Here is a 23,309-nt window from a genome sequence, read left to right as displayed (position 1 = left end):
CGTCTGGGCGATGCCGATGATCGGCTTGCCCGACTGCAGCTCATCCAGCGACAGGCCGAAGTTCAGGTAGCGCTCCAGATACAGCGCCGTCATGTCCGCGTTGTCCGGATTGTCGAACCAGGCGCGCGAACGAAGGGCGCGGGGCGGAACGGCGGCAGAGCTCATGACAGTCCTTGATAGGCGGCGACAGCGGGAGGGCCTGGCGGGTGACATGAGGATTGTCCGCCATCTGGACGGAGCGATCGACAGCCCGTTCGGTTCACCCCTGTTTATTTGTCTGACTATACCGGCCAAGACGCGGCGTCAACGTGAGAGCTGCACCGCTCGACAAGGCCGGCAAGCCGTGTTTTCCAATTGAACGCAAACGAAAATTATTCGCCGTTTGTTGTCGGACGATAGGTCGCTCGGGAGGCGCCGATGGACTCGAAAAATCCGCTCGCGAGGAGCCAATTCCGCGCCCTTCGCCGGGCCTTGCTGGCCGCTTCGGTGGCCGCGCCCTGGCTTCCGGGCCTCGCCATGACCGCCAATGGGGCCGCCGATCCCCTCGCCTTCCGCCGCCTGGCCCCGACTCCGCCGATGGGCTGGAACAGCTGGGACAGCTTCGCCACCACCCTGACGGAAGACCAGGCGATCGACAACGCCAAGGTGATGGCCAAGGTGCTGCTGCCGCACGGCTACGACGTCTTCACGGTCGACATCCAGTGGTACGAGCCGGGCGCGACCGGCTTCGACTACCGCAAGGACGCCCATCTCGAACTGGATCCGTGGGGACGGCTGCTGCCGGCCGTCAACCGCTTCCCCTCCTCGGCCGCCCCCACTTCAACTGGCGTCGCGGGGTTCAAGCCGCTGGGCGACCGGCTGCACGCCCTGGGCCTGAAGTTCGGCATCCACCTGATGCGTGGCGCGCCCCGACAGGCGGCGGATCGGAACCTGCCGGTGCTGGGAACCGACGTCCGCATCGGCGACATCGTCGACCGCTCCAGCCTCTGCCCCTGGAACCCGGACATGTACGGCGTCGACATGACCAAGCCCGGCGCCCAGGCGTATTACGACAGCGTCTTCAAGCTGCTGGCCGCCTGGGGCGTCGACTACGTCAAGGTCGACGACATGAGTCGGCCCTATCACGACCACGCGCCGGAGATCGAAGCCGTGCGCAAGGCCATCGACGCCAGCGGTCGGCCGATGGTGCTGAGCCTGTCGCCCGGCGAGACGCCGCTGGACGCCGCCAGCCATGTGCAGCGCCACGCCAACCTCTGGCGGATCAGCGACGACTTCTGGGACCAGTGGCCGCTGCTGATGGAGCAGTTCGGCCGGCTGGAGCGCTGGAACCCGTACCGCATCCCCGGCTGCTGGCCCGACGCCGACATGCTGCCGCTGGGCGTGCTGGACCTGGGCAAGCGGACCACGCGGTTCACGCCCGACGAGCAGCGCACCATGATGACCCTGTGGTCCATCGCCCGCTCGCCGCTGATCATGGGCGGCGACCTGCGCAAGCTGGATCCGGCGACGACGGCCCTGCTGACCAATGACGAGGTGCTGGCCGTGAACCAGGCCAGCACGGGCAACCGGCCGCTGATCAACGCCGGCGGAAGCGTCGTCTGGATGGCGGAGGTTCCGGGCTCGACGGCGCGCTACCTGGCGCTGTTCAACACGACGGACGAGGAGATGCTGGTCAGGATCGACCTTGGGCTAGCGGGCGTGAAGGGCCGCGTGAACGTGCGCGACCTCTGGGCCCGCAAAGACGACGGCTTGGTCGAGCACAGCCTGCAACGAAGACTGCCGCCGCATGGCGCGGGGCTGTATCGGCTGGGGTGAGCCTACGATTGGGGACAGGCGCATGCGCCTGTCCCCAGCCGAGAACGACGCCGACAAGGAACCTGATCCCTAGGACTCGATCGCCGCGCGGGTGTCTTCCAGCGCCAGCCCCACCAGCCGCTCCATCGCCTGCCGCGCCTGGTCCGGCCTTCCGGCGGCGATGGCGTCGAACACCTTCCAGTGGTCGGGCATCGGGTCGCGCGGCAGCTCGCGCTTGCGCTGCTTGAAGATCGTGGTCCAGCGCACCGCCGCGCCGATGCTGCTGCTGAGCGTGAACAGCGGCGCGTTGGCGGTGGCCTCCAGCACGGTGTCGTGGAAGTCGCGGTCGGCGGCCTGGCCGGCCTCGGTGGCCAGGGTCTGGCTCTCCATCTGGATCAGCGCCTTGCGCATGCGTTCCAGCTGGCCGTCGTCGCGGCGCTCGGCGGCCAGGGCCGCGGCGGCCGGCTCGACGATCATCCGCAGCTCGTACAGCCCCTTGAGGAACTCCTCGCTGGGCTCGGACTCGAAGAACCAGGCCAGGACCTCGGGGTCCAGCAGGCTCCAGCGGTTGCGCTCGGTGACCCGGGTGCCGGTCTTGGGACGGCTCTCGACCAGGCCCTTGGCCGCCAGGATGCGGATGGCTTCGCGGTAAGCGCTGCGCGAGACCTGCAGCTGCTCGCTGGAATCGATCTCGTTGTTGAGGATGTCGCCCGGCTGGTACTGGCCCGAGACGATGGCCACGCCCAGGTTGCGGGCGATCGAACCGTGGATCCGGCTGGTGGCCGCAAGGCTGTCCCGCGCGAAATCGCCGTCCCCGGCCTTATCCTTCTTCTTCCGCACGCGCGCTTTGCCTCCCTGTCCAGTCGATGAACGGAGCCCCCGTCCGTCCGCCGATCTCGACGCAGCGCGACACTAACGAGACAGTTTGTGCGCCGACAAGGGATTTCGCAGCCACGACGTCGTTCGCGCGAAGCGGATTTCCACGCTGAAAAGTATGATGATTGCCAAACGCCGACACGGCGCGGGTTTGCGCCCGTTCTCGTGTTTCCACAGCGCCCCGCCTCGTCCGGGCCACCGCCGCAAGCCCGCCGATCCGGGTTTGACACCGCCCGGCAGTTCGCTATTTGTCTGACTAAATAGCCAAACCCGTTGGCCAAATCTCTTGGGAGTCACGACAGCCATGGTGCTGCGCTTTGTGCAACTGAAGGAACAGGGCGGGACGCGAATCCTCGCGGCGGTTAACGATGCGGGCCTGGCCCGCAAGGTCGAGGTGGCCGACACCCTGCTGGCCCTGGCCCAGGCCGCCCTGGCGGCCGGCGCCACCCTGGCCGAGGCCGCCCAGGCCCACCCGCTGGGCGCCGAGATCGACATCCCCGCCGCCCTGGCCGAGGGCCGGGTGCTGGCCCCGATCGATCATCCCGATCCCGCCCACCTGATCCTGACCGGCACCGGCCTGACCCACCTGGGCTCGGCCGAGGGGCGCGACAAGATGCACAAGGCCGCCCAGGCCGGCGAACAGCTCACAGATTCCATGCGGATGTTCCTGATGGGCGTCGAGGGCGGCAAGCCCGCCGCCGGCGCGGTCGGCGCCCAGCCGGAGTGGTTCTACAAGGGCGACGGCTCGCACGTGGTCGGCCATGGCGCGCCCCTGACCTCGCCCGCCTTCGCCCAGGACGGCGGCGAGGAGCCCGAGATCGCCGGCGTCTACATCATCGGTCCCGACGGCGCGCCCTACCGCCTGGGCTTCTGCCTGGCCAACGAGTTCTCGGACCACGTGATCGAGCGCGGCAACTATCTGTGGCTGGCCCACTCCAAGCTGCGCCAGGCGGCCCTGGGCCCCGAACTGCTGACCGGCGAGCTGCCGGCCGACGTGCGCGGCGCCAGCAAGATCCTGCGGGACGGCCAGGTGGTCTGGGAAAAGCCCTTCCTGTCGGGCGAGGCGAACATGTCCCACACGATCGCCAATCTCGAGCACCACCACTTCAAGTACGACCTCTTCCGCAAGCCGGGCGACGTGCACGTGCACTTCTTCGGCACGGCGACCCTGTCGTTCTCGGAAGGCTTCCAGACGAAAGTCGGCGACGTGTTCGAGATCGGCGCCGCGCCGTTCCTCTACCCCGTCAGCAATCCCCTGGCCCAGGCGCAGGACAAGCCGGTGACGGTGCGCAGCCTGTGACGCCGATCCGCCTTGCACTGGTGGGTCTCGGCAAGATCGCCCGCGACCAGCACCTGCCCGCCATCGCCGCCGACGACCGCTTCGAGCTGGTCGCCGTCGTCAGCCGCAACGCCGACCTCGACGGCGTCGCCCACTTCACGACCCTGGCCGAGCTGCTGGCCAGCGACGTGGCGGTGGACGCGGTGTCGCTGTGCACCCCGCCCCAGCCGCGCCACGCCCTGGCCCACCTGGCCCTGGCGGCCGGCAAGCACGTGATGCTGGAAAAGCCGCCCGGCGCGACGCTGAGCGAGGTCGAGGACCTGCGCCAGACCGCCGCCGAGCGCGGCCTGACCCTGCAGACCACCTGGCACTCGCGCTACGCCCAGGGCGTGGCGCCGGCCCGCGAATGGCTGGCCGACAAGACCATCAAGTCGGTGCGCATCGACTGGCGCGAGGACGTCCGCGTCTGGCACCCGGGCCAGACCTGGATCTGGGAGGCCGGCGGCCTGGGCGTTTTCGATCCGGGCATCAACGCCCTGTCGATCGCCACCGCCATCCTGCCCCGGCCGTTCTTCCTGACGAGCGCGGCGCTGCACGTGCCCGAGAACTGCCAGTCGCCGATCCAGGCCGAGCTGGACTTCGTGGACGCGGCCGGCGCGCCGATCCGTGCCGAGTTCGACTTCCTGCAGACCGGTCCGCAAAGCTGGGACATCACGGTCGAGACCGGCGACGAAGATACCGGTAACAACGTGTTGAAGCTGTCGCACGGCGGCGCCAAGCTATGGATCGACGACGTCCTGCTCCGCGAGGGGCCGGACGCCGAATACGCCGGTCTCTACGACGCCTTCGCGCGCCTGGTGGCCAGCTCCGCCAGCGATGTCGACGTCAGCCCGCTGCGTCACGTCGCCGACGCCTTCCTGCTGGGCCGACGGGTCGTCGCTCCGGCGTTCATTGAATAGAGCGAGACAACGAATGGCCGAAGCCGCCCTGCGGGCCTTGAACCCCGCCACCAACGAACACTTCGGCCAAAGCTTCCCAGAGCCCAGCCCCGCCGAGATCGAGGCGGCGCTCGCCGCCGCGGCCGCCGCGTTCGACGTCTATCGCGAGACCGACCTGGAAACCCGCGCCGCCTTCCTCGAGGCGATCGCCACCGAGATCGAGGCCCTGGGCGACGAGCTGATCCAGACCGCCGTGGCCGAGACCGGCCTGCCGGTGGCCCGGATCACCGGCGAGCGCGGCCGCACCTGCGGCCAGCTTCGGCTGTTCGCCCAGGTCGTGCGGCGCGGCGACTGGATCGGCGCCCGGATCGACCCGGCCATGCCCGAGCGCACGCCCCTGCCCCGTTCCGACCTGCGCCAGCGCTTCATCCCGCTGGGCCCGGTGGTGGTGTTCGGCGCCAGCAACTTCCCCCTGGCCTTCTCGACGGCCGGCGGCGACACCGCCTCGGCCCTGGCGGCCGGCTGCCCGGTGATCGTCAAGGGCCACTCGGCCCATCCCAACACCGGCGCCCTGGTCGGCGGCGCGATCGACAAGGCGATCAAGACCGCGGGCCTGCCGGCCGGCGTCTTCGCCATCCTGATCGGCCAGCAGCGCACCCTGGGAACCGGCCTGGTCGCCGATTCCCGCATCAAGGCCGTGGGCTTCACCGGCTCGCGGGCCGGCGGCACGGCCTTCATGCGGATCGCCGCGAGCCGACCCGAGCCGATCCCGGTCTTCGCCGAGATGAGCAGCATCAATCCGGTGGTGCTGATGCCCGCCGCTCTGGCCGCCCGGGCCGAAGCGCTGGGCACGGCCTTCATCGGCTCGCTGACCATGGGCGCGGGCCAGTTCTGCACCAATCCCGGCCTGATCTTCGCCCTGGCCGGCCCTGACCTCGAGCGCTTCGAAGCGGCCGCCGTCGCCGCCCTGACCGCCGCCCAGCCGCACGTCATGCTGACACCGGGCATCTTCGGCGCCTACGAGCAGGGCGTGGACCAGCTGAGCAACCGCGAAGGCGTCCAGCAACTGGCGCGCGGCTGCGTCGGCGACGGCGTCAACCAGGCGGTCGGCGCGCTGTTCGCCGTCGACGCCGAGACCTTCCAGCGCGACGAAGTGCTGAGCCACGAGGTGTTCGGCTCGTCCTCGCTGATCGTCCGCGTGCGGGACGCCGTCCAACTGGCCGCCGTGCTGGAGGGCCTGGAGGGGCAGCTGACCGCCACCCTGCAGATGGACGCCGCCGACGCCGAGGCCGCGCGCGGCCTGATCCCGATCCTGGAGCGCAAGGCCGGCCGCATCCTGGCCAACGGCTGGCCGACCGGCGTCGAGGTCTCGCACGCCATGGTCCACGGCGGCCCGTTCCCGGCCACCTCGGACCCGCGCGGCACCTCGGTCGGCACCCGCGCCATGGAACGCTTCCTGCGCCCGGTCTGCTACCAGGACATCCCCGACACCCTGCTGCCGCCGGCCCTGAAGGCGGACAATCCGCTGGGCGTGCGTCGCGCCGTGGACGGCGTGCTGTAAGGAATGGCCCCAAGTTCGTCATCCCCCGCCCCGCCGGGGGATGACGGCTTTATAGTCCGACAATTACAGCTTCCCTTTCGTAACCTCTCCACCGTGGAACCGGGCGCGCGGCCAATCATCATACTTTTGATCTTGCGCCCTCCAGGATTCATCGTTATCCCGCTTTTGTCTGAGTAAATAACTCAGACAATAACCAGCCCCCAATCAAAGGCGGGCGGAAGCAAGAGCGCTCTGGCGCCGTGACCGGGAGGAGACGACGGCTTCACGCCACCCTTCCGTCACGCGTCGCGGGCCGACTGGGGAGTGGATGCGTGGCGCGTGTGCGGCTTGACCATCTGAGCAAGAGCTTCGGTTCCGTCGCCGTGCTCGACGACATTTGCCTCGACATCGCGTCCGGCGAGTTCATCGCCTTCCTCGGTCCGTCGGGCTGCGGCAAGTCCACCCTGCTGCGGATGATCGCCGGGCTGGAGACGGTGGAGACCGGCCAGATCCATATCGGCGAGCGTCGCGTCGACGCCCTGGCGCCGGGCGACCGCGGCGTGGCGATGGTGTTCCAGCACTACGCCCTCTACCCGCACATGACGATCTTCGAGAACATGGCGTTCGGCCTGCGCAACGCGAAGGTTCCGAAAGCCGAGATCGAGGCCCGCGTGGCCGAGGCGGCGCGCATCCTGGAGATCGAGCGCTTCCTGCAGCAGAAGCCCGGCCAGCTGTCGGGCGGCCAGCGCCAGCGCGTCGCCATCGGTCGGGCCATCGTCAAGAAGCCGGACCTGTTCCTGTTCGACGAGCCGTTGTCCAACCTCGACGCCGCCCTGCGCATGCGCACCCGGCTGGAGCTGGCCCAGCTGCGCCGACGCGTCGAGGCGACGATGATCCTGGTCACCCACGACCAGGTCGAAGCCATGACCCTGGCCGACCGCATCGTCGTCATGAGCGACCGCAGGATCCAGCAGGTCGGCACGCCGATGGAGATCTACGCCCGGCCCGCCAACCGCTTCGTGGCCACCTTCGTCGGCTCGCCGCCGATGAGCTTCCTGGACGTGACGCTGGGCGAAGGCGCCGGCGGCGTGGCCCGCGCCACCCTGCCGGGCGGCGCGACCGTCGACACCGAAGTCCCGCTCGCCGCCCTGCCCGCCAGCGCCGCCTGGCGCCTGGGCGTGCGCGCCGAGGCCGTGAAGGTGGTCGCGCCGGGCGCGGGCCTGGTCGACGCCAAGGTCGAGTTCGTCGAGCGCCTGGGCGACCGCACCCTGGTCTATCTGCGCCTGGCCGACGGGGCGGCGATCATCGCGGAGGACGCCGGGACCAGCCGCGCGGCCATGGGCGACGCGGTCGGCCTGGCCCTGGACGGCGCCGTGCACCTGTTCGACGCCGACGACCGCGCCCACTACGCCCCCCCGCCCATTGGGGCTGTCGCATGACCGCCGTCTCGCCTCGCAAGAGCACCTGGGTCAACGGCCTGTTCGTGACGCCGTACCTGCTGGTCTATCTCACCCTGCTGCTCTACCCGCTGCTGGCCGGGGTGTGGCTGAGCCTGCACAAGGCCGACCTGTTCGGCGGCGAGGCGTTCGTCGGGTTCGAGAACTTCGGCCGGCTGCTGCGCGACGGCGTCTTCCTGCAGGCGGTGCGCAACACCTTCTGGTTCGTGCTGCTGACCGTGCCGCCGCTGGCGGTGATCGCCCTGGCCCTGGCCATCGCCCTGAACCGTCCCACCCGGGCGGCGGCCTTCTTCCGGGGCGTGTTCTTCAGTTCCTCGGTGCTGTCGGTGACCATCGTCACCCTGATCTGGCGGCTGGTGCTGATCCCCGACGGCGGGCTGATCGCCAACATCCTGCACGCGGTCGGCCAGCCGCCGATCCCGCTGCTCAGTCATCCCGACCTGGTGCTGCCGGCCATCGCCCTGACCACCGTCTGGTGGTGCCTGGGCCTGCCGATGATGCTGTACCTGGCCGCCCTGCAGCAGGTTCCCGCCGAGCTCTACGAAGCCGCCGCCCTGGACAAGGCCAGCCCCTGGAAGGCCCTGACCCGCATCACCCTGCCCTCGATCCGCCGGACCCTGGTGCTGGTGGTGATCATCCAGTGCGTGCTGCAGTTCCAGCTGTTCGGCCAGGCCCAGTTGCTGACCCAGGGCGGCCCCAGCGGCTCCTCGCGGCCGATCGTGCTGTTCATCTACGAGGTCGGTTTCCGGCGCTGGGACATCGGCTACGCGGCCGCCGCCTCGGAGATCCTGTTCGGCCTGATCCTGGTCGCCACCGTGCTGCAGTACGTGACCACGCGCGAGAAGGAGGCGGTCCGATGAGCGCGCTGGACCGCGCCGCCGGGCGCAATCCCTGGATCAACCGCCTGGGCTGGGCCGCCCTGACCCTGGCCGTCCTGGTCATGATCATGCCCTTGCTGTGGACCGTGGGCCTGTCGCTGAAGTCGAACGGCGAGCTGCTGCGCGACACCGCCTCGGTGTTCCGCGGCCCCTACACGCTGGAGAACTACGGCTCGATCCTGGCCCGGGCGGCGGTGTTCCGCTGGCTGGCCAACAGCCTGCTGGTCTCGCTGTGCACCACCGCCGGCGTGCTGGCCCTGTCGTCCCTGGCCGGCTACGGCTTCGCGCGGCTGGAGTTCCCGGGCCGCAAGTGGCTGTTCGCCCTGGTGCTGTTCGGCCTGGCCGTGCCCGAGCAGTCGGTGATCATCACCCGCCACCAGCTGTTCAGCGCCCTGCACCTGCACAACACCTATCCCGGCCTGATCCTGCCCGGCCTGGCCGCGCCGTTCGGGGTGTTCCTGATGACCCAGTACTTCAAGGCCATTCCGGTCGAGCTGGACGAGGCGGCGATGCTGGACGGGGCCTCGCGCCGGCAGGTGTTCTGGAAGGTGCTGCTGCCCCTGACCCTGCCCGCCCAGGCGACCCTGGGCATCTTCACCTTCCTGTCGTCGTGGAACGACTACTGGTGGCCGCTGATCTCGGCGACGCGGTCCGAGATGTTCACCCTGACGGTGGGCGTCGCCAGCTCGCAGATCAACTTCGCCCAGACCAGCGGGCTGGGCTTCCTGATGGCCCAGGCGGTGTTCGCCAGCGCGCCGATCCTGGTCGTCTACGTGTTCTTCCAGAAGTACATCGTGCGGGCGGTGTCGGGAGCAGCCGTGCGATGAGCCGCCCCCTGCGAACCCTCGCCCTGGCCGCCGTCGCCCTGGTCCTGACCAGTTGCGCCAAGAAGCCGCACGTCACCCAGATCACCGTCCAGCGGATCTTCGGCGAGTGCCGCTCGGCCGGGGCCGGCGCGCGCAATCCCGACGGCGAGTGCGAGATCATCACCGGCCTGCTGGACCAGTTCCAGCGCGAGAACCCGGACATCCGGCTGAAGGTCAACATCGCCGCCTGGCCCGGCTACGACCAGCTGTCGGCCCAGTTCGCGGCGGGCGATCCGCCCGACCTGGTGACCATGCACATGTCGGCGATCTCGGACTACCAGTCGCGCGGCCTGATCGAGCCGATGGGACCAGGGCTGGAGAGCGTCGGCGTCGATCCCGCCGCCTTCACCCGCGCGGCCCGCGAGGGGGTGACCAAGAACGGTCAGGTCTGGGGCCTGCCCTTCGACAACTGGGCGCCGCTCTGGCACATCAACCTGAACCAGTTCCGCCAGGCGGGACTGGTCAAGGACGGCCAGCCGGTCCTGCCCACCAGCGCCGACGAGCTGTTGGCCCAGGCCCGCCAGTTCAAGGCCGCCACCGGCAAGCCCTACCTGGTCCAGGCCATGGCCAACGAGACGGCCAGCTACACCCGCAACCTCTACACCTACCTGATGACCCAGGACGCGGTGTTCTTCACCGATCCCAAGCACATCAAGCTGACGACGCCGGAAGCCCACCGCATCGTCGCCCTGTTCAAGACCCTGCACGACGAGAACCTGTCGACCCGCGACCAGGACTATCCCGCCGCCACCAGCGGCTTCATGAACGGCGACGGCGGGGTCTATCTGGTCGGCACCTGGATGATCGGGACCTTCGAGGCCGAAGCGCACACGCCCGGCCGGCCGCTGTCGGGCGGCTACGCCGTCGCGCCCTATCCCCGGATTTTCGGGACCAAGGAGGCGGCCTATGTCGACGGCCATGCCTGGGTCGTGCCGCATCGCGATCGGACGCCCGAGCAACGCGCCGCCGTCTATCGACTGACGAGGTTCCTGGCCGACCACGACTACGACTGGTCGCGCACGGGCCACCTGCCGGCCATGCAGGCGGTGATCGACAGCCCGCGCTTCAAGGCCCTGCCGCACCGCCAGGCCATCGCGCCGCTGGCCACGATCGGCCAGACCCTGCCGCCGGAGGTCGAGCGCCAGTTCGCGATCCAGGACATCATCGGCGACGAGATGGCCAACGGCATCACCGGCCGCAAACCGATCGACACCGCCCTCGCCGACGCCGAGCGCCGCGTCAACGACCTGCTGTTCCACCTTCTCTAGCTGCACGAGCTCGCCATGCTGACCGCCAAGATCATCGCCGACGCCGACTTCGTGGTGGCTCCGCTGGACCGCCGGATCTTCGGCACCTTCGTCGAGCACATGGGCCGCTGCGTCTATGGCGGCATCTACGAGCCAGGCCACGCCACGGCCACGCCGGAAGGCTTCCGCCAGGACGTGCTGGACCTGACCAAGGAACTGGGCGTGACCATCGTCCGCTACCCGGGCGGCAACTTCCTGTCGGGCTACAACTGGGAAGACGGCGTCGGCCCCAAGGAGGATCGCCCCGTCCGCCTGGACCTGGCCTGGCACTCGACCGAGACCAACCAGTTCGGGACCAACGAGTTCATCACCTGGTGCCGCAAGGCGGACCTCGAGCCGATGTTCGCGGTCAATGTCGGCACGCGCGGCGCGGACGAGGCCCGCCATTTCCTCGAATACTGCAACCACCCGGGCGGCACCCACTATTCGGACCTGCGCCGCGCCCACGGCTACGAACAGCCGCACGACATCAAGTTCTGGTGCATCGGCAACGAGATGGACGGTCCCTGGCAGATCTGCGCCAAGACCTCGGCCGAGTACGGGCGCATCGCCCAGGAGACCGGCAAGGTGATGAAGTGGGTCGACCCCACCATCGAGCTGACCGCCTGCGGCTCGTCCCAGCGCGCCATGCCCACCTACGGCAAGTGGGAATACGAGGTGCTGGACCAGTGCTTCGATCAGGTCGACTACATCTCGCTGCACCACTATTGCCGCAACGACGCCGGCGACATCCACGAGTTCCTGGCCACGATCGACGACCTGGACCATTTCATCCGCGAGGTCGCCGCGATCGCCGACGCCGTGGCGGCCAAGCGCCGCTCCAAGAAGCGGATCATGCTGTCGCTGGACGAATGGAACGTCTGGTACAAGGCCAGCGGCCCCGACGACCTGAAGAAGCCCGGCTGGCCCGAAGCCCCCCCGCTGATCGAGGAAGTCTACAATCACGAGGACGCCCTGGTGGTGGGCGGCTGCCTGATCGTGATGATGAACAACGCCGATCGGGTGAAGGCCGGCTGCCTGGCCCAGTTGGTCAACGTGATCGGCCCGATCATGACCGAGACCGGCGGCCCGGCCTGGCGCCAGACCATCTTCCACCCGTTCGCCGACTGCACGCGCCACGGCCGCGGCGAGGTGCTGAAGCTGAAGGTCGAGACCGGCACGTTCCCGACCAAGGCCCACGGCGAGGTGTCGAACCTGCTGGCCACGATCGTGCGCGATCCGGATACCGGGGCGACGACCCTGTTCGCCCTGAACCGCAGCGTCACCGACGACATGGAGCTGTCGGTCGACCTGCGCGGCGTGGCCGACGACCTGGTGATCCAGACCTCGACCCAACTTCACGATCCGGACCTGAAGAAGACCAACACCAAGGCCGCGCCCGACGCGGTCTCGCCGGTCGCCAACCCGACCGCCAAGCTGGAAGGCGGCCGCCTGACGGCGACGCTGAAGCGCCAATCCTGGAACGTCGTCAGCCTCGCCCGGGACTGACCATCGACGATGACGACGACGGCGGCGGCGGCGCGGGATCGCTACCGCCGCCATCGACTGCCCCAAGGCGTGGTCATACGAATCTCTCATATTTGTCTGACCAAGATTCGAACGATCCAGGTGCCGAACCTGCCTCGGCGAACGAACCTATTCCGCGTTGCGAACCGCCCGTGCGCCTACCGTGCCGTTAGGTGACAGGTCTCATAATTCGCTGAATTTATTCAATCTATTGCCACACCCAGCGCCCTGGACAGGGCGCACGCCGAGGCGCGCCATTCTGCACGCGCGAACGAACGTCGTTCATATTTCGATGATCACATTAGTAATACTCTTGCGAATGGATCATTTGTCAGACAAGATAATCTGCATCGAGAAGCTTCCCGCGCAGACGGGGAGACGATGAGACTTGGGAGGGAAATCCATGACTACCGGCACCCAAAAGCCGATCCGATCCGCCGCGCGCCTCGCGCAGCGGGCCCTGCTGATTTCGGCCGCTTCGGCCATCACCTTGCTGGCCGCCGCGCCGGCCCTGGCCCAGACCGCCGCGCCCCAGGACGACCAGACGGTCGACGAAGTGGTCGTCACCGGTCAGCGTAAGGCCGCCCAGAGCGCCCAGCAGATCAAGAAGAACAACGACCTGGTGGTCGACTCCATCGTCGCCGAGGACGTGGGCAAGTTGCCCGACAACAACGTCGCCGACGCCCTGGCCCGCGTCACCGGCATCCAGGTCCGCCGCGACTCCGGCGAGGCCAATTCGGTGCTGATCCGCGGCCTGCCCAACCTGGTGACCCTGCTGAACGGCCGCGAGGTGTTCACCACCACCGGCCGCTACATCGCCCTGGCCGACGTGCCGGCCAACATGTTGCAGCGGGTCGACGTCTATAAGAGCGCCGCGGCCGACCAGATCGAAGGCGGCATCGCCGGGGCGATCGACATCCGCACCCGCCGGCCGTTCGACTTCGCCGGCGCCCAGGTCAACGCCTTCGGCCACGCCGCCTATTCCGACAAGGTCAAGGAATGGAACCCGGACTTCGGGGCCACCGCCTCGAACCGCTGGGAGACCGGCGCCGGTGAGTTCGGCGCCCTGCTGGGCGTGTCGTTCGTCGAGCGCGACTACCACGAGGAGCGGGCGTTCAACACGCGACCCGAAACGCAGACCGGCTGTCCGCAGCCGCCTCCGCCCGCCGCGCCCGTCCCGCCCAACCGCACCTGCGGCCAGTTCAACGCCGCGCACCCCGCCCCGGTCGACGACTTCCGCGGCCCGTTCGTGATGGGCTACATCCCGATCGTCGGCGACCGTAAGCGCCAGGCCGCCAACTTCGCCCTGCAATGGCGGCCGGACGACACCAGCGAGCTGTATTTCGAAGGCTTCGTCACCGACTACAAGAACGTGTTCGAGCTCGACTTCCTGGTCGGCCTGCCGTTCCTCGGCAACGGCGACATCTCGGCGACGGTCTTCCCGGGCACCAACCAGATGAAGACGCTGACCAACCACAACGTCTTCACGATCATGTCGACCCAGGCCAACGACCAGCACTCCAACACCAACCAGTTCTCGGCCGGCGGCTACAAGGAGCTAGGCAGCTTCAAGCTGTCGACCGACCTGTCGGTGACCAACTCGTTCTTCCGGTACGAAAACCCGATCCTCGACAGCTCGACGATCGTTCCGCTCGTGCAGGTCGACACCAGCCACGACGGCACCGCCCAGCTGAACTACAACAGCCCGGGCTACGACATCAAAAACCCGGCCGCCTACAATATCGAGAACTGGTTCGACAACTACGGCAAGCAGACCGGCACCTCGGTCGATTGGCGCGCCGACGTCGTCTACACCGCCCCGTCCGACGAATTCATCCGCGAGATCAGCGCCGGCGTCCGCTACGCCGACCGCAGCGCCGAGTCCAACCAGTCGTACGGCGGCGCGGCCTATCCGTTCGTGCACAGCTCGGTCAGCATCCTGCCCGGCCTGAACGGCGTGTCCGAGCCCATGGCCGACGGCGGTCCCGATTACGTCACCACCCAGTGGTACACGCCCAGCGCCTCGTACCTGCTGAACAACACCGACAAGGTGCGGGCCCAGACGGCCCTGCGCTACGTGCCCTACTCGATCAATGGGGCCGGCGTCGGTTCAGGCACCACGCCCACCGAATACGCCCTGCGCAACGACCCGGTCACCGGCAAGCGGAAGATCGATCCGGGCATGTTCTTCTCCGACGTCGAGAAGACCTTCGCGGGCTACGTCCAGTCCAAGATCGGCGGCGACCTGGGCAGCGTTCCCTGGAGCGGCGTCGTGGGCCTGCGCCTGGTCCGCACCGAACAGACCCTGGGCGGCAACATCGCCCAGGCCGTGCGCCTGGCCACCCCCTACAACAGCAACCCCGGACACCTGGACGATCCGGAAAACTTCCTGCTGACCTATACCCCGACCACCAAGAAGAACTCGTCGGTCGACCTGCTGCCCAGCGCGAACCTGAGGTTCAACCTGCGGCCGGACCTGGTGGCCCGCGTGTCGCTGGGCCGCACCGTCACCCGCCCCGACTTCGCCCAGCTCAATCCGGGCGTCTCGCTGTCGACCGTTGTGTCCAACACCACCTTCCTGTCGGGGTCGGGCGGCAATCCGGGCCTCAAGCCGGTGACTTCCGACAGCCTCGACACGTCGCTGGAATGGTACTTCTCGGCCGACGGTTTCCTGACGCTGGCCTACTTCCACCGCAACATCGACGGCTATATCGAAACCACCTCGGCCAACGAGGTGATCAACGGCCGCACCTACATCATGACCCGGCCCAGCAACTCCGGGAAGGACAAGCTGGACGGCGTCGAGCTGGGCTACCAGCAGTTCTACGACTTCCTGCCGGGCGTGTTCAGCGGCCTGGGCCTGCAGGCCAACGCCACCTTCATGGACGGGTCGATGAAGAACGCCGTCACCGGCGTGAAGACCGAGTTCCGGGGCCTGTCGAAGTGGTCCTACAACGTGGCGGTCCTTTATGAGAAAGGCCCGATCTCGGGTCGCCTGGCCTACAACTGGCGCAAGCACTTCCTCGACACGCCGAACTTCGAGAACAGCGGCTTCGACCTGATCGCCGACGACACCGCCCAGATGGACGGCAGCCTCTCCTACAAGGTCGGCGACAAGCTGACCCTGACCCTGGAAGGCGTCAATCTGCTCGACACCGAGTTCAAGGACTACTTCACCGACAAGCACCTGTACCCGCGCGACACCCGTCGCTACGACCGCCAGGTCCTGATTGGCTTCCGCTGGAAGATGTAAGACCCGCGCGCGCCCGGCTCCCCTGGAGTCGGGCGCGTCCGCCTTCGCGTCGGAGTTCGTGATGCTGACCCGCAGACATGCCCTGGCCGGGGCCCTGAGCGCCGCCGTCCCGGCCGCCGCTCAGGCCGCCGCCAGCCTCAACGACCGGATGACCGGCGACCTGTCGCCCGTCCACGATCCCTGCATCATCAAGCAGGGCGCGACCTACCACCTGTTCTGCACCAGCCAGGCCAACCAGAAGCCCGGCCTGATCCACTGGCGCACCTCGCCGGACCTGGCGGCCTGGACCCTGGTCGGCGCCGTCATGCCCGCCCTGCCTAACTGGGCGCAGAAGGAAGTGCCCGGCACGCGCGGCGCCTGGGCCCCGGACATCAGCCTGATCAATGGCCGCTATCACCTCTATTACGCGCTCTCGACCTTCGGGAAGAACCGCTCGGTCATCGCCCTGCAGACCACCGCGACCCTGGACCGCTCCGACCCGGCCTTCGGCTGGCGCGACGACGGCGTGGTGCTGGCCTCCAAGCCCGGCGACGACTTCAACGCCATCGACGCCAACATCGTCACCACCCCGGACGGGCGCGTCTGGATGAGCTTCGGCAGCTTCTGGTCGGGCCTGAAACTGGTCGAGATCGATCCCGCGACCGGCAAGCCCAAGCCGGGCGCCCCGCTGACGGCCATCGCCGCCCGGCCTCACCCAGACGCCATCGAGGCGCCCTGCGTCATCGAGCGCGACGGCTGGTTCTACCTGTTCGCCTCGTTCGACTTCTGCTGCCGCGGCGCCGACAGCACCTACTACACGGTGGTCGGCCGCTCGAAGGCGGTGGCCGGCCCCTATGTCGACCGCAACGGCAAGGCGATGATGACGAAGGGCGGCGGGCTGATCGTGCTGCACGCCGACCTGGATCCGGCCAAGCGCTTCAAGGGCCCCGGTCACGTGGCCGTGCTGCGCGACGCGGGCCGCGACTACATCGTCTACCACGCCTATGACGCCAGGAAGGGCGGCGTCCCGACCCTGCGCATCCAGCCCCTGGCCTGGAGCGCCGACGGCTGGCCCGTGGCCGTCTGAACCCTTTTCCCCACCTGAGTTCTGCCCCGCCTGCGCCGTTCCGGACCTGCTCCGGAACGGCGGCTTTCTTTCCGTCCAAGCTCGATTGCATCGGCTCGATTTGTCGGAGTATATGACAACTAAGCCGCCTCCAGAGCCGCTGCGTCGTTGGAACGAGGAACACCATGAAGACTTCAGGCCGCAAACTGACCGGCGCGCTTCTGGCCGCCACCGCCATCGCCCTTCCGGCGGGAGCCTTCGCGGCCGACTACGCCCGCGCCTCGTTCGGCAAGACGCCCGACGGCGTCGAGGTCGAAGCCATAACCCTGACAAACGGTAAGGGCGTCAGCGCCACGGTGATCACCTACGGCGCCACCCTGCAGTCGCTGATCGCGCCCGGCCGCGACGGGACCAAGGCCGACATCGCCCTGGGCTTCAAGGACGCCGAGGCCTACGCCAAGAACGCCAGCTATTTCGGGGCCTCGGTCGGCCGGTTCGCCAACCGCATCGGCAAGGGCAAGTTCATCCTGGACGGCAAGACCTACCAACTGGCCCTGAACAACAACGGCGTCGCCGCCCTGCACGGCGGGGTGAAAGGTTTCGACAAGCAGGTCTGGAAGGTCAGCGACATCAAGCGCGGCCCGGTCGCCTCGGTCACCTTCACCTATGTCAGCCCCGACGGCGAGGAAGGCTATCCCGGCACGCTCACCGCCACGGCCACCTACGCGCTGGACGAGGCGAACCAGCTGACGGTCGTCTACGGCGCGACCACCGACAAGCCGACCATCGTCAACCTGACCAACCACGCGCTGTTCAACGTGGCCGGCGAGGGTTCGCCCGACGGCGCGATGGGCAACGTCCTGACCCTAGCCTCGGACGGCTACACCCCGGTCGACGCCGAACTGATCCCGACCGGCCAGATCACCCCGGTGGCCGGCACGCCGTTCGACTTCCGCAAGCCCACCGTCGTGGCCGAGCGCCTGCGCGACGCCCGCGATCCGCAGATCGTCGTCGGCCGCGGCTACGACCACAACATGGTGCTGACCGGCAAGGCGGGCGGCGCCCCGCGCCTGGCCGCGCGCCTGGCCGATCCCAAGAGCGGCCGGGTCATGGAGATCCTCAGCGACCAGCCGGGCATCCAGTTCTACACCGGCAACTTCATCGACGGCACGATGGTGGGCAAGAGCGGCAAGATCTATCGCCAGGGCGACGGCATCGCCCTGGAGCCGCAGCACTTCCCCGACGCCCCCAACAAGCCGGCCTTCGCGCCGGTGCGGCTGGATCCGGGCCAGAAGTACAGCAACACCATGGTGTTCAGGCTGACCACGGACGGGAAATAGCCCCCTCTCGCCGGAGAACAACGACCTTCCGGGTCATTGCGGAAGGCGGTGGAAGTCTGTTTCCCTCTGGGCATGCCCGCCGCCTTCTCCATCCACTCCGTCCGCACCGCCGACGACCTAGCCGCGGTCGTCGCGCTGTTCGAGGACTATGTCGCCGGCCTGACCGTCGACCTGGGCTACCAGGACTTCAGCGGCGAGTTGGCCGGTTTGCCGGGCAAGTACGCGCCGCCGAAGGGCGAGCTGTTGCTGGCGCGGGACGCGGAGGGGCGGCCGCTGGGCTGCGCGGGCCTGCGCCCGATCCCACCCGATGGCCGCTGCGAGATGAAGCGCCTCTACCTGCTGCCCACCGCGCGAGGCCTTGGCCTGGGCAAGGCCATGACCGAGGCGGTGATCCAGGCGGCCCGCGCCCTCGGCTATGAAGAACTGCGGCTGGACACCCTGCCCAGCATGACCACCGCCATGGCGCTCTACGACGCCATGGGCTTCGAGCGCACCGGCCCCTACTACGCCCCGACGCCCGACGGCACGGTGTTCATGCGGCTGAAGCTCTAGCGAAAAAGACGCTGGACTGACCCAAGGGCGCCGGCGTTCTCCTCCGGTCAAACATCCGTTTCTGGGAGGAACGCCGTCATGCCCGAAGCCCTGATCATCGACGCCTGCCGCACGCCGCGCGGCATCGGCAAGGTCGGCAAGGGCGCCCTGGCCGACTTCCATCCCCAGCATCTGGCCGCCACGGTGCTGAAGGCCTTGGCTCAGCGCAACAACCTCAACACCGCCGAGGTCGACGACATCATCTGGGGCACAAGCACCCAGCGCGGCAAGCAGGGCGGGGATCTCGGCCGGATGGCGGCGCTGGACGCCGGCTACGACACCAAGGCCAGCGGCATGACCCTGGACCGGTTCTGCGGCTCGGGCATCACCACGGTGAACCTGGCGGCGGCCTCGATCATGTCCGGCATGGAGGACCTGGTCATCGCCGGCGGCACCGAGATGATGTCCTACACCGCCGCCACCGCCGACCGCACCTCGCCCGGCCTGCTGGACAGCGGCAACCTGCGCCTGCGGGCCAGGCATCCGCAGAGCCACCAGGGCGTCTGCGCCGACGCCATCGCCACGCTGGAAGGCATCCCGCGCCAGGCCCTGGACGAGCTGGCCCTGGTCAGCCAGCAGCGCGCCGACCGGGCGATCCGCGAGGACCGCTTCGACCGCGCCCTGGTTCCGGTCTTTCACGATGACGGGGCGCTGGCCCTGGACCGCGAGGAGTTCCCCCGCCCCGAGACCACGCTGGAAGGGCTGGCCGGGCTGAAGGCCTCGTTCGGCGCCGTCGCCGGCGTGCCGATCGACGAAGCGGGCACCACGCTGGGCGGGCTGATCAACCAGGTCTATCCGGACCTGAAGATCGAGCACGTGCACCACGCCGGCAACTCGTCGGGCGTGGTCGACGGCGCGGCGGCGGTGCTGCTGGCCTCGCCGGCCTACGCGGCCAAGCACGGGCTGAAGCCTCGCGCCCGCATCGTGGCCATGGCCAACATGGGCGACAGCCCGACCCTGATGCTCAACGCCCCTGTCCCCGCCGCCCGCAAGGTTCTGGCCAAGGCCGGCCTCACCGTCGACGACATCGACCTGTGGGAGATCAACGAAGCCTTCGCCGTGGTGGCCGAGAAGTTCATCCGCGACCTGGGCCTCGACCGCGACAAGGTCAACGTGAACGGCGGGGCCATGGCCCTGGGCCACCCGATCGGCGCCACCGGCTCGATCCTGATCGGCACGATCCTGGACGAGCTGGAGCGTCGCGACCTCAAGCGCGGCCTGGTGACCATGTGCGCGGCCGGCGGCATGGCCCCGGCGGTGATCATCGAGCGGGTGTAGCGGGCCAACGCTCTCAAATCTTTGATCTTCCAATCCGCTCATCCCGGCGAAAGCCGGGACCCAAGCGGGCTGTAAAGGCTGACGCTTGCGAACGGGGCGGCCGTGACCTATCGGCCTGCTCGGCTTGGGTCCCGACTTTCGTCGGGATGAGAGGAGCAAAGGAGCGACGCTTCGGTAGAGGCGAACGCTGTCGACACCTACCCCTTGGTCGCGCTCAAGAGATTGTCGCGCAGCCGGGCCACGGACGCCTGCACGACCGGAAACTCGGCCTCGTCCAGCCCGATGACGTCGGTCAAGGCCGCGCCGGGATCGGCGTCGACCAGCTTGCGGCCGGCCGGCGTCAGGTGCAGCCGCACCTGGCGTTCGTCGGCCGGATCGCGCCGGCGCTCGACATAGCCCAGCGCCTCCATCTTCTTGAGGATCGGCGTCAGGGTGTTGGATTCCAGGAACAGCTTCTCGCCCAAGGCGCCGACCGTCTGGTCGTCCTCGTCGGCCAGCGCCACCAGCGCGATGTACTGGGTGTAGGTCAGGCCCAGCGCGTCGAGCAGCGGCTTGTAGGCCCGGCCAAACGCCAGATTCGCCGAATAGACAGCGAAGCACAGGAACTTCGGAAGCTTGGGGTCGTCGCCATCGGTTGGCCGCGGGGTCGGGGGGGTGTGGGTCATCTGCATATCCAGGGGCGTCAGGGCCTCATTCATATAAATCGCATCCGATTAAATCGGAAAGGCTTGACTCGATATGGGGCGACAACTAATTAGATCGCATCCGATTGAAACGGATGCGATCAACCTCTCTCGAACAAGGAATTCCCCATGACCGCCAAGGTTCTCTTCACCGGCAAGACCCACACCACGGCCGGCCGCGATGGCGCCGCCCGCAGCGCCGACGGCTTCCTGGACGTCAAGCTGCCCCAGCCCCACCCCGCCGCCGAGAACCTGTTCGGCGCGGCCTGGTCGGCCTGCTATCTCGGCGCCATCCAGTTGGCCGCCGGTCAGCAAAAGGTCGCTCTGGTCGACCCTTCCGTCGACGCCGAGATCGACCTGGCCAACGAAGCCGGGGCCTTCTTCCTGCAAGCGCGCCTGAGCGTCAGCCTGCCGGGCGTGGATCGTGATGTCGCCCAAGGCCTGATCGAAGCCGCCCACGCGATCTGCCCCTATTCGAAGGCGGTCCACGGCAACATCGACGTCGTCACCACCCTGGCCTGATCTCAAAAGCACCTGTCATCCCGGACAAGCGCGCAGCGCGCCGATCCGGGACCGACGCCTGAGCTCAGCGCTTCAGGGCGGTCCCGGGTCTTCGGCTCGCTTCGCGAGCCTGCGCCCGGGATGACAGCTTGAGAGATGTTCGTTGTCTCAGGCGCGCTTCTTCGCCGCCTTCGGCTTCGAGGCGTTCAGCGCCACGGCGGCGCGGATCAGCGCCTTGAACGCCGCCTCATCGATCGCCTCGCCCTGGCGGAAATCGATGGCGCGCCGCGTGGCGCCCTCAAGGCTCGAATTGAACAGACCCTTGGGGTCCTCCACCGACGCGCCTTTGGCGAAGGTGGTCTTCACGGCGGCCTTGTAGATCTCGCCCGTGCAGATGATCCCGTCGTGCGACCAGACCGGAATGCCCCACTTCCACTCCTCGACCACGTCGGGATCGGCCTCGTGGATCAGCTTGCGAAGCTTGGCCAGCGTCTCGCCGCGCCAGTCGTCCAGCGCCGCGATCGCCTTGTCGATCAGTTCCGAAGGAGGTCCTTCCAGCGGTCCGCCCATCTTCTTCATCGTGTCACCTCGTACTTTCCAGCTTTGTACTGGCGGCTCACATTCGTTCGCCGGGCAACTGGCTGGCCTGCTTCACCCAGTCAGTGAACTGGGCCTCGTCGAACGCCTCGTCCTCGCGGATGTGGAAATAGCGCACATCCTTCTGCTTGGAGCCGACCGGCGGCAGGGGATCCAGCGCCGCGCCGCGGAAGAAGGCCACCTTGATGTACTTGGCGAAGACGTGGATTCCGAGGAACCAAGTCTTCTCCTCCATGCCGTAGAGCGGCGAGTTCCATTTCACCGCCTTCAGGACGCCCGGAACGGCGCCCGAGATGAGCGTGTCCAGTTGGCGCCCGACCTCGCTCTTCCAGCCGGGCATGGCCGCGATATAGGCCTGGACCGGCGCGTCGCCTTGGCCCTTGGGGACCTGAGGGTTGCCGCCCGACAGCAGTTTCGGCTCGGCCATGGCGTTCCTCCTATCCCTCCGCGCGGCGCCCGTTCCGCCCCTTGGCGACGTAGGGCAGCACGAACATGTACAGACCGGTGACCAGGAGCAAGATCAGCGGAACCAGCGCGAACAGGCCGACCCACGCCGGGGGCTGCCCCTGGCTCATGACGATCATGTAGCTGATGACGCCCAGCGTGAAGGCGATGGACAGCCAGCGGTGGGTCTGGCGGATGATCTTGTTCAAGGAAACCTCCTTTGACGACGTGACGACGCGGACAGGGCGGCGGCCCTAGTCCAGCCGTTCCAGCAGTTGATCCAGGTTGCCGAGGAACTGCTTCCAGCCGGCATGGGCGCCGCCGTAGGCCTGCTTCTGATTGGGATTGAACCCGGCCTGCTCCACGCGCAGGTGCGTGCCCGCGCTGGTCGGCGTCAGGGTGAAGGTCACCACGCTCTGCAGGGCGTAGGCCGGGTCCGGATGCTCGTGGTTCCAGGTGTAGGACAGGGTCCTGTTCGGCTCGACGGCCAGGACCTCGCAGTCCAGCACGCCGCCCCACTCGCCGCGAAGCTGGAAGCCGTGGCCCACCTGGGGCTTGAAGTCGTTCTTCATCAGCCACTCCTCCATCAGGTGCGGCTGGGTCAGCGCGCGCCAGAGCTTTTCGGGGGGATGCGCGATGTCTCGTTCGACGACGACGGTGCGCGTCTCGGTCGCGGTGTTGGTCATTGGTCCATCCTGTTGAGCAGGTCTTCGAGATTGTCGAACCGGGTCTCCCAGAACCCGGCCATGCGGCTTGTCCAGTCGACCAACGGGGCCAGGGCGTTCAGCTGGGCGCTGTAGTGCGTCTGTCGGCCTTCGTGGCGGTCGCTCACCAGCCCGGCCTGCTTCAGCACCCCGAGGTGCTTGGAGACGGCCGGCTGCGAAACGCCCGCCAGGGCGGTCAGGGCCCCGACCGTCTGCTCGCCGTCGCGACACAGCCGCTCGAAGATCCCCCGCCTTGTGGGATCGGCGAGCGTCCTGAAGAGCACGTCGTGAGCGTCGGTCATGGGAACTGATAACCCGTTGGCTATGGGTTACTCATAACTGGCGAGTTATGGGTTCGTCAAGCAGCGAGTGCGGGCACGGGGATCGAGGGGCCTCAATCCCCGTGCCGAGCGACCCCGAACCTGAAACCTT

At 68.1% G+C, this 23,309-nt stretch carries 23 protein-coding genes; 15 read left to right on the top strand and 8 right to left on the bottom strand.

Annotated features, from left to right (window positions below; all coding sequences use genetic code 11):
- Nucleotides 1-165 (bottom strand): hypothetical protein (locus tag AC1DYP_RS18160; RefSeq protein ID WP_477047504.1); only part of this gene is annotated, 165 nt, incomplete at its 3' end.
- A 252-nt stretch (nucleotides 166-417) separates the two neighbouring features.
- On the opposite strand from AC1DYP_RS18160, the gene AC1DYP_RS18155 reads away from it, so the two are divergent.
- Entirely contained in the window at nucleotides 418-1,815 is a 1,398-nt protein-coding gene (locus AC1DYP_RS18155) for a glycoside hydrolase family 27 protein (protein ID WP_477047502.1), read from the top strand.
- 69 nt (nucleotides 1,816-1,884) lie between these two features.
- On the opposite strand, the gene AC1DYP_RS18150 is transcribed toward AC1DYP_RS18155, so the two are convergent.
- On the bottom strand, nucleotides 1,885-2,565 hold the full coding sequence (locus AC1DYP_RS18150) for a FadR/GntR family transcriptional regulator (RefSeq protein ID WP_477036058.1): 681 nt from the start codon (nucleotides 2,563-2,565) through the stop codon (nucleotides 1,885-1,887).
- A 409-nt stretch (nucleotides 2,566-2,974) separates the two neighbouring features.
- Between AC1DYP_RS18150 and araD1 the strand changes: the two genes are divergently transcribed.
- The 13 genes from araD1 (at nucleotide 2,975) to AC1DYP_RS18085 (ending at nucleotide 19,948) form a co-directional block, all read left to right on the top strand.
- Complete coding sequence (araD1, locus tag AC1DYP_RS18145) at nucleotides 2,975-3,970, top strand: AraD1 family protein (RefSeq protein ID WP_477047501.1); 996 nt, start codon at nucleotides 2,975-2,977, stop codon at nucleotides 3,968-3,970.
- The gene (locus AC1DYP_RS18140) at nucleotides 3,967-4,908 is read left to right on the top strand and encodes a Gfo/Idh/MocA family protein (RefSeq protein ID WP_477047500.1); all 942 of its coding nucleotides are present in this window, start codon (nucleotides 3,967-3,969) and stop codon (nucleotides 4,906-4,908) included. The genes araD1 and AC1DYP_RS18140 overlap by 4 nt, the downstream gene beginning before the upstream one ends.
- A gap of 13 nt (nucleotides 4,909-4,921) precedes the next feature.
- Entirely contained in the window at nucleotides 4,922-6,448 is a 1,527-nt protein-coding gene (locus tag AC1DYP_RS18135; protein WP_477047499.1) for an aldehyde dehydrogenase (NADP(+)), read from the top strand.
- Nucleotides 6,449-6,759: 311 nt separating this feature from the next.
- Entirely contained in the window at nucleotides 6,760-7,866 is a 1,107-nt protein-coding gene (locus AC1DYP_RS18130) for an ABC transporter ATP-binding protein (RefSeq protein ID WP_477047498.1), read from the top strand.
- Nucleotides 7,863-8,744 carry a carbohydrate ABC transporter permease gene (locus AC1DYP_RS18125; protein WP_477047497.1) on the top strand — a complete coding sequence of 294 codons (882 nt, stop codon included), beginning with the start codon at nucleotides 7,863-7,865 and terminating at the stop codon, nucleotides 8,742-8,744. The genes AC1DYP_RS18130 and AC1DYP_RS18125 overlap by 4 nt, the downstream gene beginning before the upstream one ends.
- Nucleotides 8,741-9,589: a carbohydrate ABC transporter permease gene (locus AC1DYP_RS18120; RefSeq protein WP_477047496.1), complete on the top strand. Its 849-nt coding sequence runs from the start codon at nucleotides 8,741-8,743 to the stop codon at nucleotides 9,587-9,589. Before AC1DYP_RS18125 ends, AC1DYP_RS18120 begins: the two co-directional genes overlap by 4 nt.
- The gene (locus AC1DYP_RS18115) at nucleotides 9,586-10,896 is read left to right on the top strand and encodes an extracellular solute-binding protein (protein ID WP_477047495.1); all 1,311 of its coding nucleotides are present in this window, start codon (nucleotides 9,586-9,588) and stop codon (nucleotides 10,894-10,896) included. Before AC1DYP_RS18120 ends, AC1DYP_RS18115 begins: the two co-directional genes overlap by 4 nt.
- A gap of 15 nt (nucleotides 10,897-10,911) precedes the next feature.
- On the top strand, nucleotides 10,912-12,423 hold the full coding sequence (gene arfA, locus AC1DYP_RS18110; RefSeq protein ID WP_477047494.1) for an arabinosylfuranosidase ArfA: 1,512 nt from the start codon (nucleotides 10,912-10,914) through the stop codon (nucleotides 12,421-12,423).
- Nucleotides 12,424-12,844: 421 nt separating this feature from the next.
- Entirely contained in the window at nucleotides 12,845-15,694 is a 2,850-nt protein-coding gene (locus tag AC1DYP_RS18105) for a TonB-dependent receptor (protein ID WP_477047493.1), read from the top strand.
- A 61-nt stretch (nucleotides 15,695-15,755) separates the two neighbouring features.
- Entirely contained in the window at nucleotides 15,756-16,760 is a 1,005-nt protein-coding gene (locus AC1DYP_RS18100; RefSeq protein ID WP_477047492.1) for an arabinan endo-1,5-alpha-L-arabinosidase, read from the top strand.
- A gap of 164 nt (nucleotides 16,761-16,924) precedes the next feature.
- Entirely contained in the window at nucleotides 16,925-18,079 is a 1,155-nt protein-coding gene (locus AC1DYP_RS18095; RefSeq protein WP_477047491.1) for an aldose epimerase family protein, read from the top strand.
- A gap of 48 nt (nucleotides 18,080-18,127) precedes the next feature.
- Entirely contained in the window at nucleotides 18,128-18,631 is a 504-nt protein-coding gene (locus AC1DYP_RS18090) for a GNAT family N-acetyltransferase (protein ID WP_477047490.1), read from the top strand.
- Nucleotides 18,632-18,709: 78 nt separating this feature from the next.
- Nucleotides 18,710-19,948: an acetyl-CoA C-acetyltransferase gene (locus AC1DYP_RS18085; protein ID WP_477047489.1), complete on the top strand. Its 1,239-nt coding sequence runs from the start codon at nucleotides 18,710-18,712 to the stop codon at nucleotides 19,946-19,948.
- 197 nt (nucleotides 19,949-20,145) lie between these two features.
- Here the strand turns inward: AC1DYP_RS18085 and AC1DYP_RS18080 are convergent, their stop codons facing one another.
- Nucleotides 20,146-20,613 carry a MarR family winged helix-turn-helix transcriptional regulator gene (locus AC1DYP_RS18080; protein WP_477047488.1) on the bottom strand — a complete coding sequence of 156 codons (468 nt, stop codon included), beginning with the start codon at nucleotides 20,611-20,613 and terminating at the stop codon, nucleotides 20,146-20,148.
- A 147-nt stretch (nucleotides 20,614-20,760) separates the two neighbouring features.
- Here AC1DYP_RS18080 and AC1DYP_RS18075 point away from each other — a divergent pair, with 147 nt between their 5' ends.
- Complete coding sequence (locus AC1DYP_RS18075) at nucleotides 20,761-21,153, top strand: Ohr family peroxiredoxin (protein WP_477047487.1); 393 nt, start codon at nucleotides 20,761-20,763, stop codon at nucleotides 21,151-21,153.
- Between the two features lie 147 nt (nucleotides 21,154-21,300).
- Here the strand turns inward: AC1DYP_RS18075 and AC1DYP_RS18070 are convergent, their stop codons facing one another.
- The 5 genes from AC1DYP_RS18070 to AC1DYP_RS18050 are packed head-to-tail and all read right to left on the bottom strand — an operon-like array spanning nucleotide 21,301 to nucleotide 23,179.
- The gene (locus tag AC1DYP_RS18070) at nucleotides 21,301-21,711 is read right to left on the bottom strand and encodes a DUF1801 domain-containing protein (RefSeq protein WP_477047486.1); all 411 of its coding nucleotides are present in this window, start codon (nucleotides 21,709-21,711) and stop codon (nucleotides 21,301-21,303) included.
- A gap of 37 nt (nucleotides 21,712-21,748) precedes the next feature.
- Entirely contained in the window at nucleotides 21,749-22,156 is a 408-nt protein-coding gene (locus AC1DYP_RS18065) for a DUF1801 domain-containing protein (RefSeq protein ID WP_477047485.1), read from the bottom strand.
- A 10-nt stretch (nucleotides 22,157-22,166) separates the two neighbouring features.
- Entirely contained in the window at nucleotides 22,167-22,382 is a 216-nt protein-coding gene (locus AC1DYP_RS18060) for a hypothetical protein (protein WP_477047484.1), read from the bottom strand.
- Between the two features lie 45 nt (nucleotides 22,383-22,427).
- Entirely contained in the window at nucleotides 22,428-22,859 is a 432-nt protein-coding gene (locus tag AC1DYP_RS18055; protein WP_477047483.1) for an SRPBCC family protein, read from the bottom strand.
- Nucleotides 22,856-23,179, bottom strand: a complete 324-nt coding sequence (locus AC1DYP_RS18050) for an ArsR/SmtB family transcription factor (RefSeq protein ID WP_477036035.1) — start codon at nucleotides 23,177-23,179, stop codon at nucleotides 22,856-22,858. Before AC1DYP_RS18050 ends, AC1DYP_RS18055 begins: the two co-directional genes overlap by 4 nt.
- Between the last annotated feature and the right edge of the window lie 130 nt (nucleotides 23,180-23,309).

Source organism: Caulobacter sp. P1_D6 (assembly GCF_056406095.1).
This window is presented reverse-complemented; position numbering and strand designations above follow the sequence as displayed.

Bases quoted from the DNA above. Each gene is read 5' to 3' on its own strand.
- AC1DYP_RS18155 (WP_477047502.1), top strand. From the start codon at position 418: ATGGACTCGAAAAATCCGCTCGCGAGGAGCCAATTCCGCGCCCTTCGC.
- araD1 (WP_477047501.1), top strand. From the start codon at position 2,975: ATGGTGCTGCGCTTTGTGCAACTGAAGGAACAGGGCGGGACGCGAATC.
- AC1DYP_RS18135 (WP_477047499.1), top strand. From the start codon at position 4,922: ATGGCCGAAGCCGCCCTGCGGGCCTTGAACCCCGCCACCAACGAACAC.
- AC1DYP_RS18125 (WP_477047497.1), top strand. From the start codon at position 7,863: ATGACCGCCGTCTCGCCTCGCAAGAGCACCTGGGTCAACGGCCTGTTC.
- AC1DYP_RS18120 (WP_477047496.1), top strand. From the start codon at position 8,741: ATGAGCGCGCTGGACCGCGCCGCCGGGCGCAATCCCTGGATCAACCGC.
- AC1DYP_RS18115 (WP_477047495.1), top strand. From the start codon at position 9,586: ATGAGCCGCCCCCTGCGAACCCTCGCCCTGGCCGCCGTCGCCCTGGTC.
- arfA (WP_477047494.1), top strand. From the start codon at position 10,912: ATGCTGACCGCCAAGATCATCGCCGACGCCGACTTCGTGGTGGCTCCG.
- AC1DYP_RS18105 (WP_477047493.1), top strand. From the start codon at position 12,845: ATGACTACCGGCACCCAAAAGCCGATCCGATCCGCCGCGCGCCTCGCG.
- AC1DYP_RS18100 (WP_477047492.1), top strand. From the start codon at position 15,756: ATGCTGACCCGCAGACATGCCCTGGCCGGGGCCCTGAGCGCCGCCGTC.
- AC1DYP_RS18095 (WP_477047491.1), top strand. From the start codon at position 16,925: ATGAAGACTTCAGGCCGCAAACTGACCGGCGCGCTTCTGGCCGCCACC.
- AC1DYP_RS18085 (WP_477047489.1), top strand. From the start codon at position 18,710: ATGCCCGAAGCCCTGATCATCGACGCCTGCCGCACGCCGCGCGGCATC.
- AC1DYP_RS18080 (WP_477047488.1), bottom strand. From the start codon at position 20,613: ATGACCCACACCCCCCCGACCCCGCGGCCAACCGATGGCGACGACCCC.
- AC1DYP_RS18075 (WP_477047487.1), top strand. From the start codon at position 20,761: ATGACCGCCAAGGTTCTCTTCACCGGCAAGACCCACACCACGGCCGGC.
- AC1DYP_RS18070 (WP_477047486.1), bottom strand. From the start codon at position 21,711: ATGAAGAAGATGGGCGGACCGCTGGAAGGACCTCCTTCGGAACTGATC.
- AC1DYP_RS18065 (WP_477047485.1), bottom strand. From the start codon at position 22,156: ATGGCCGAGCCGAAACTGCTGTCGGGCGGCAACCCTCAGGTCCCCAAG.
- AC1DYP_RS18055 (WP_477047483.1), bottom strand. From the start codon at position 22,859: ATGACCAACACCGCGACCGAGACGCGCACCGTCGTCGTCGAACGAGAC.
- AC1DYP_RS18050 (WP_477036035.1), bottom strand. From the start codon at position 23,179: ATGACCGACGCTCACGACGTGCTCTTCAGGACGCTCGCCGATCCCACA.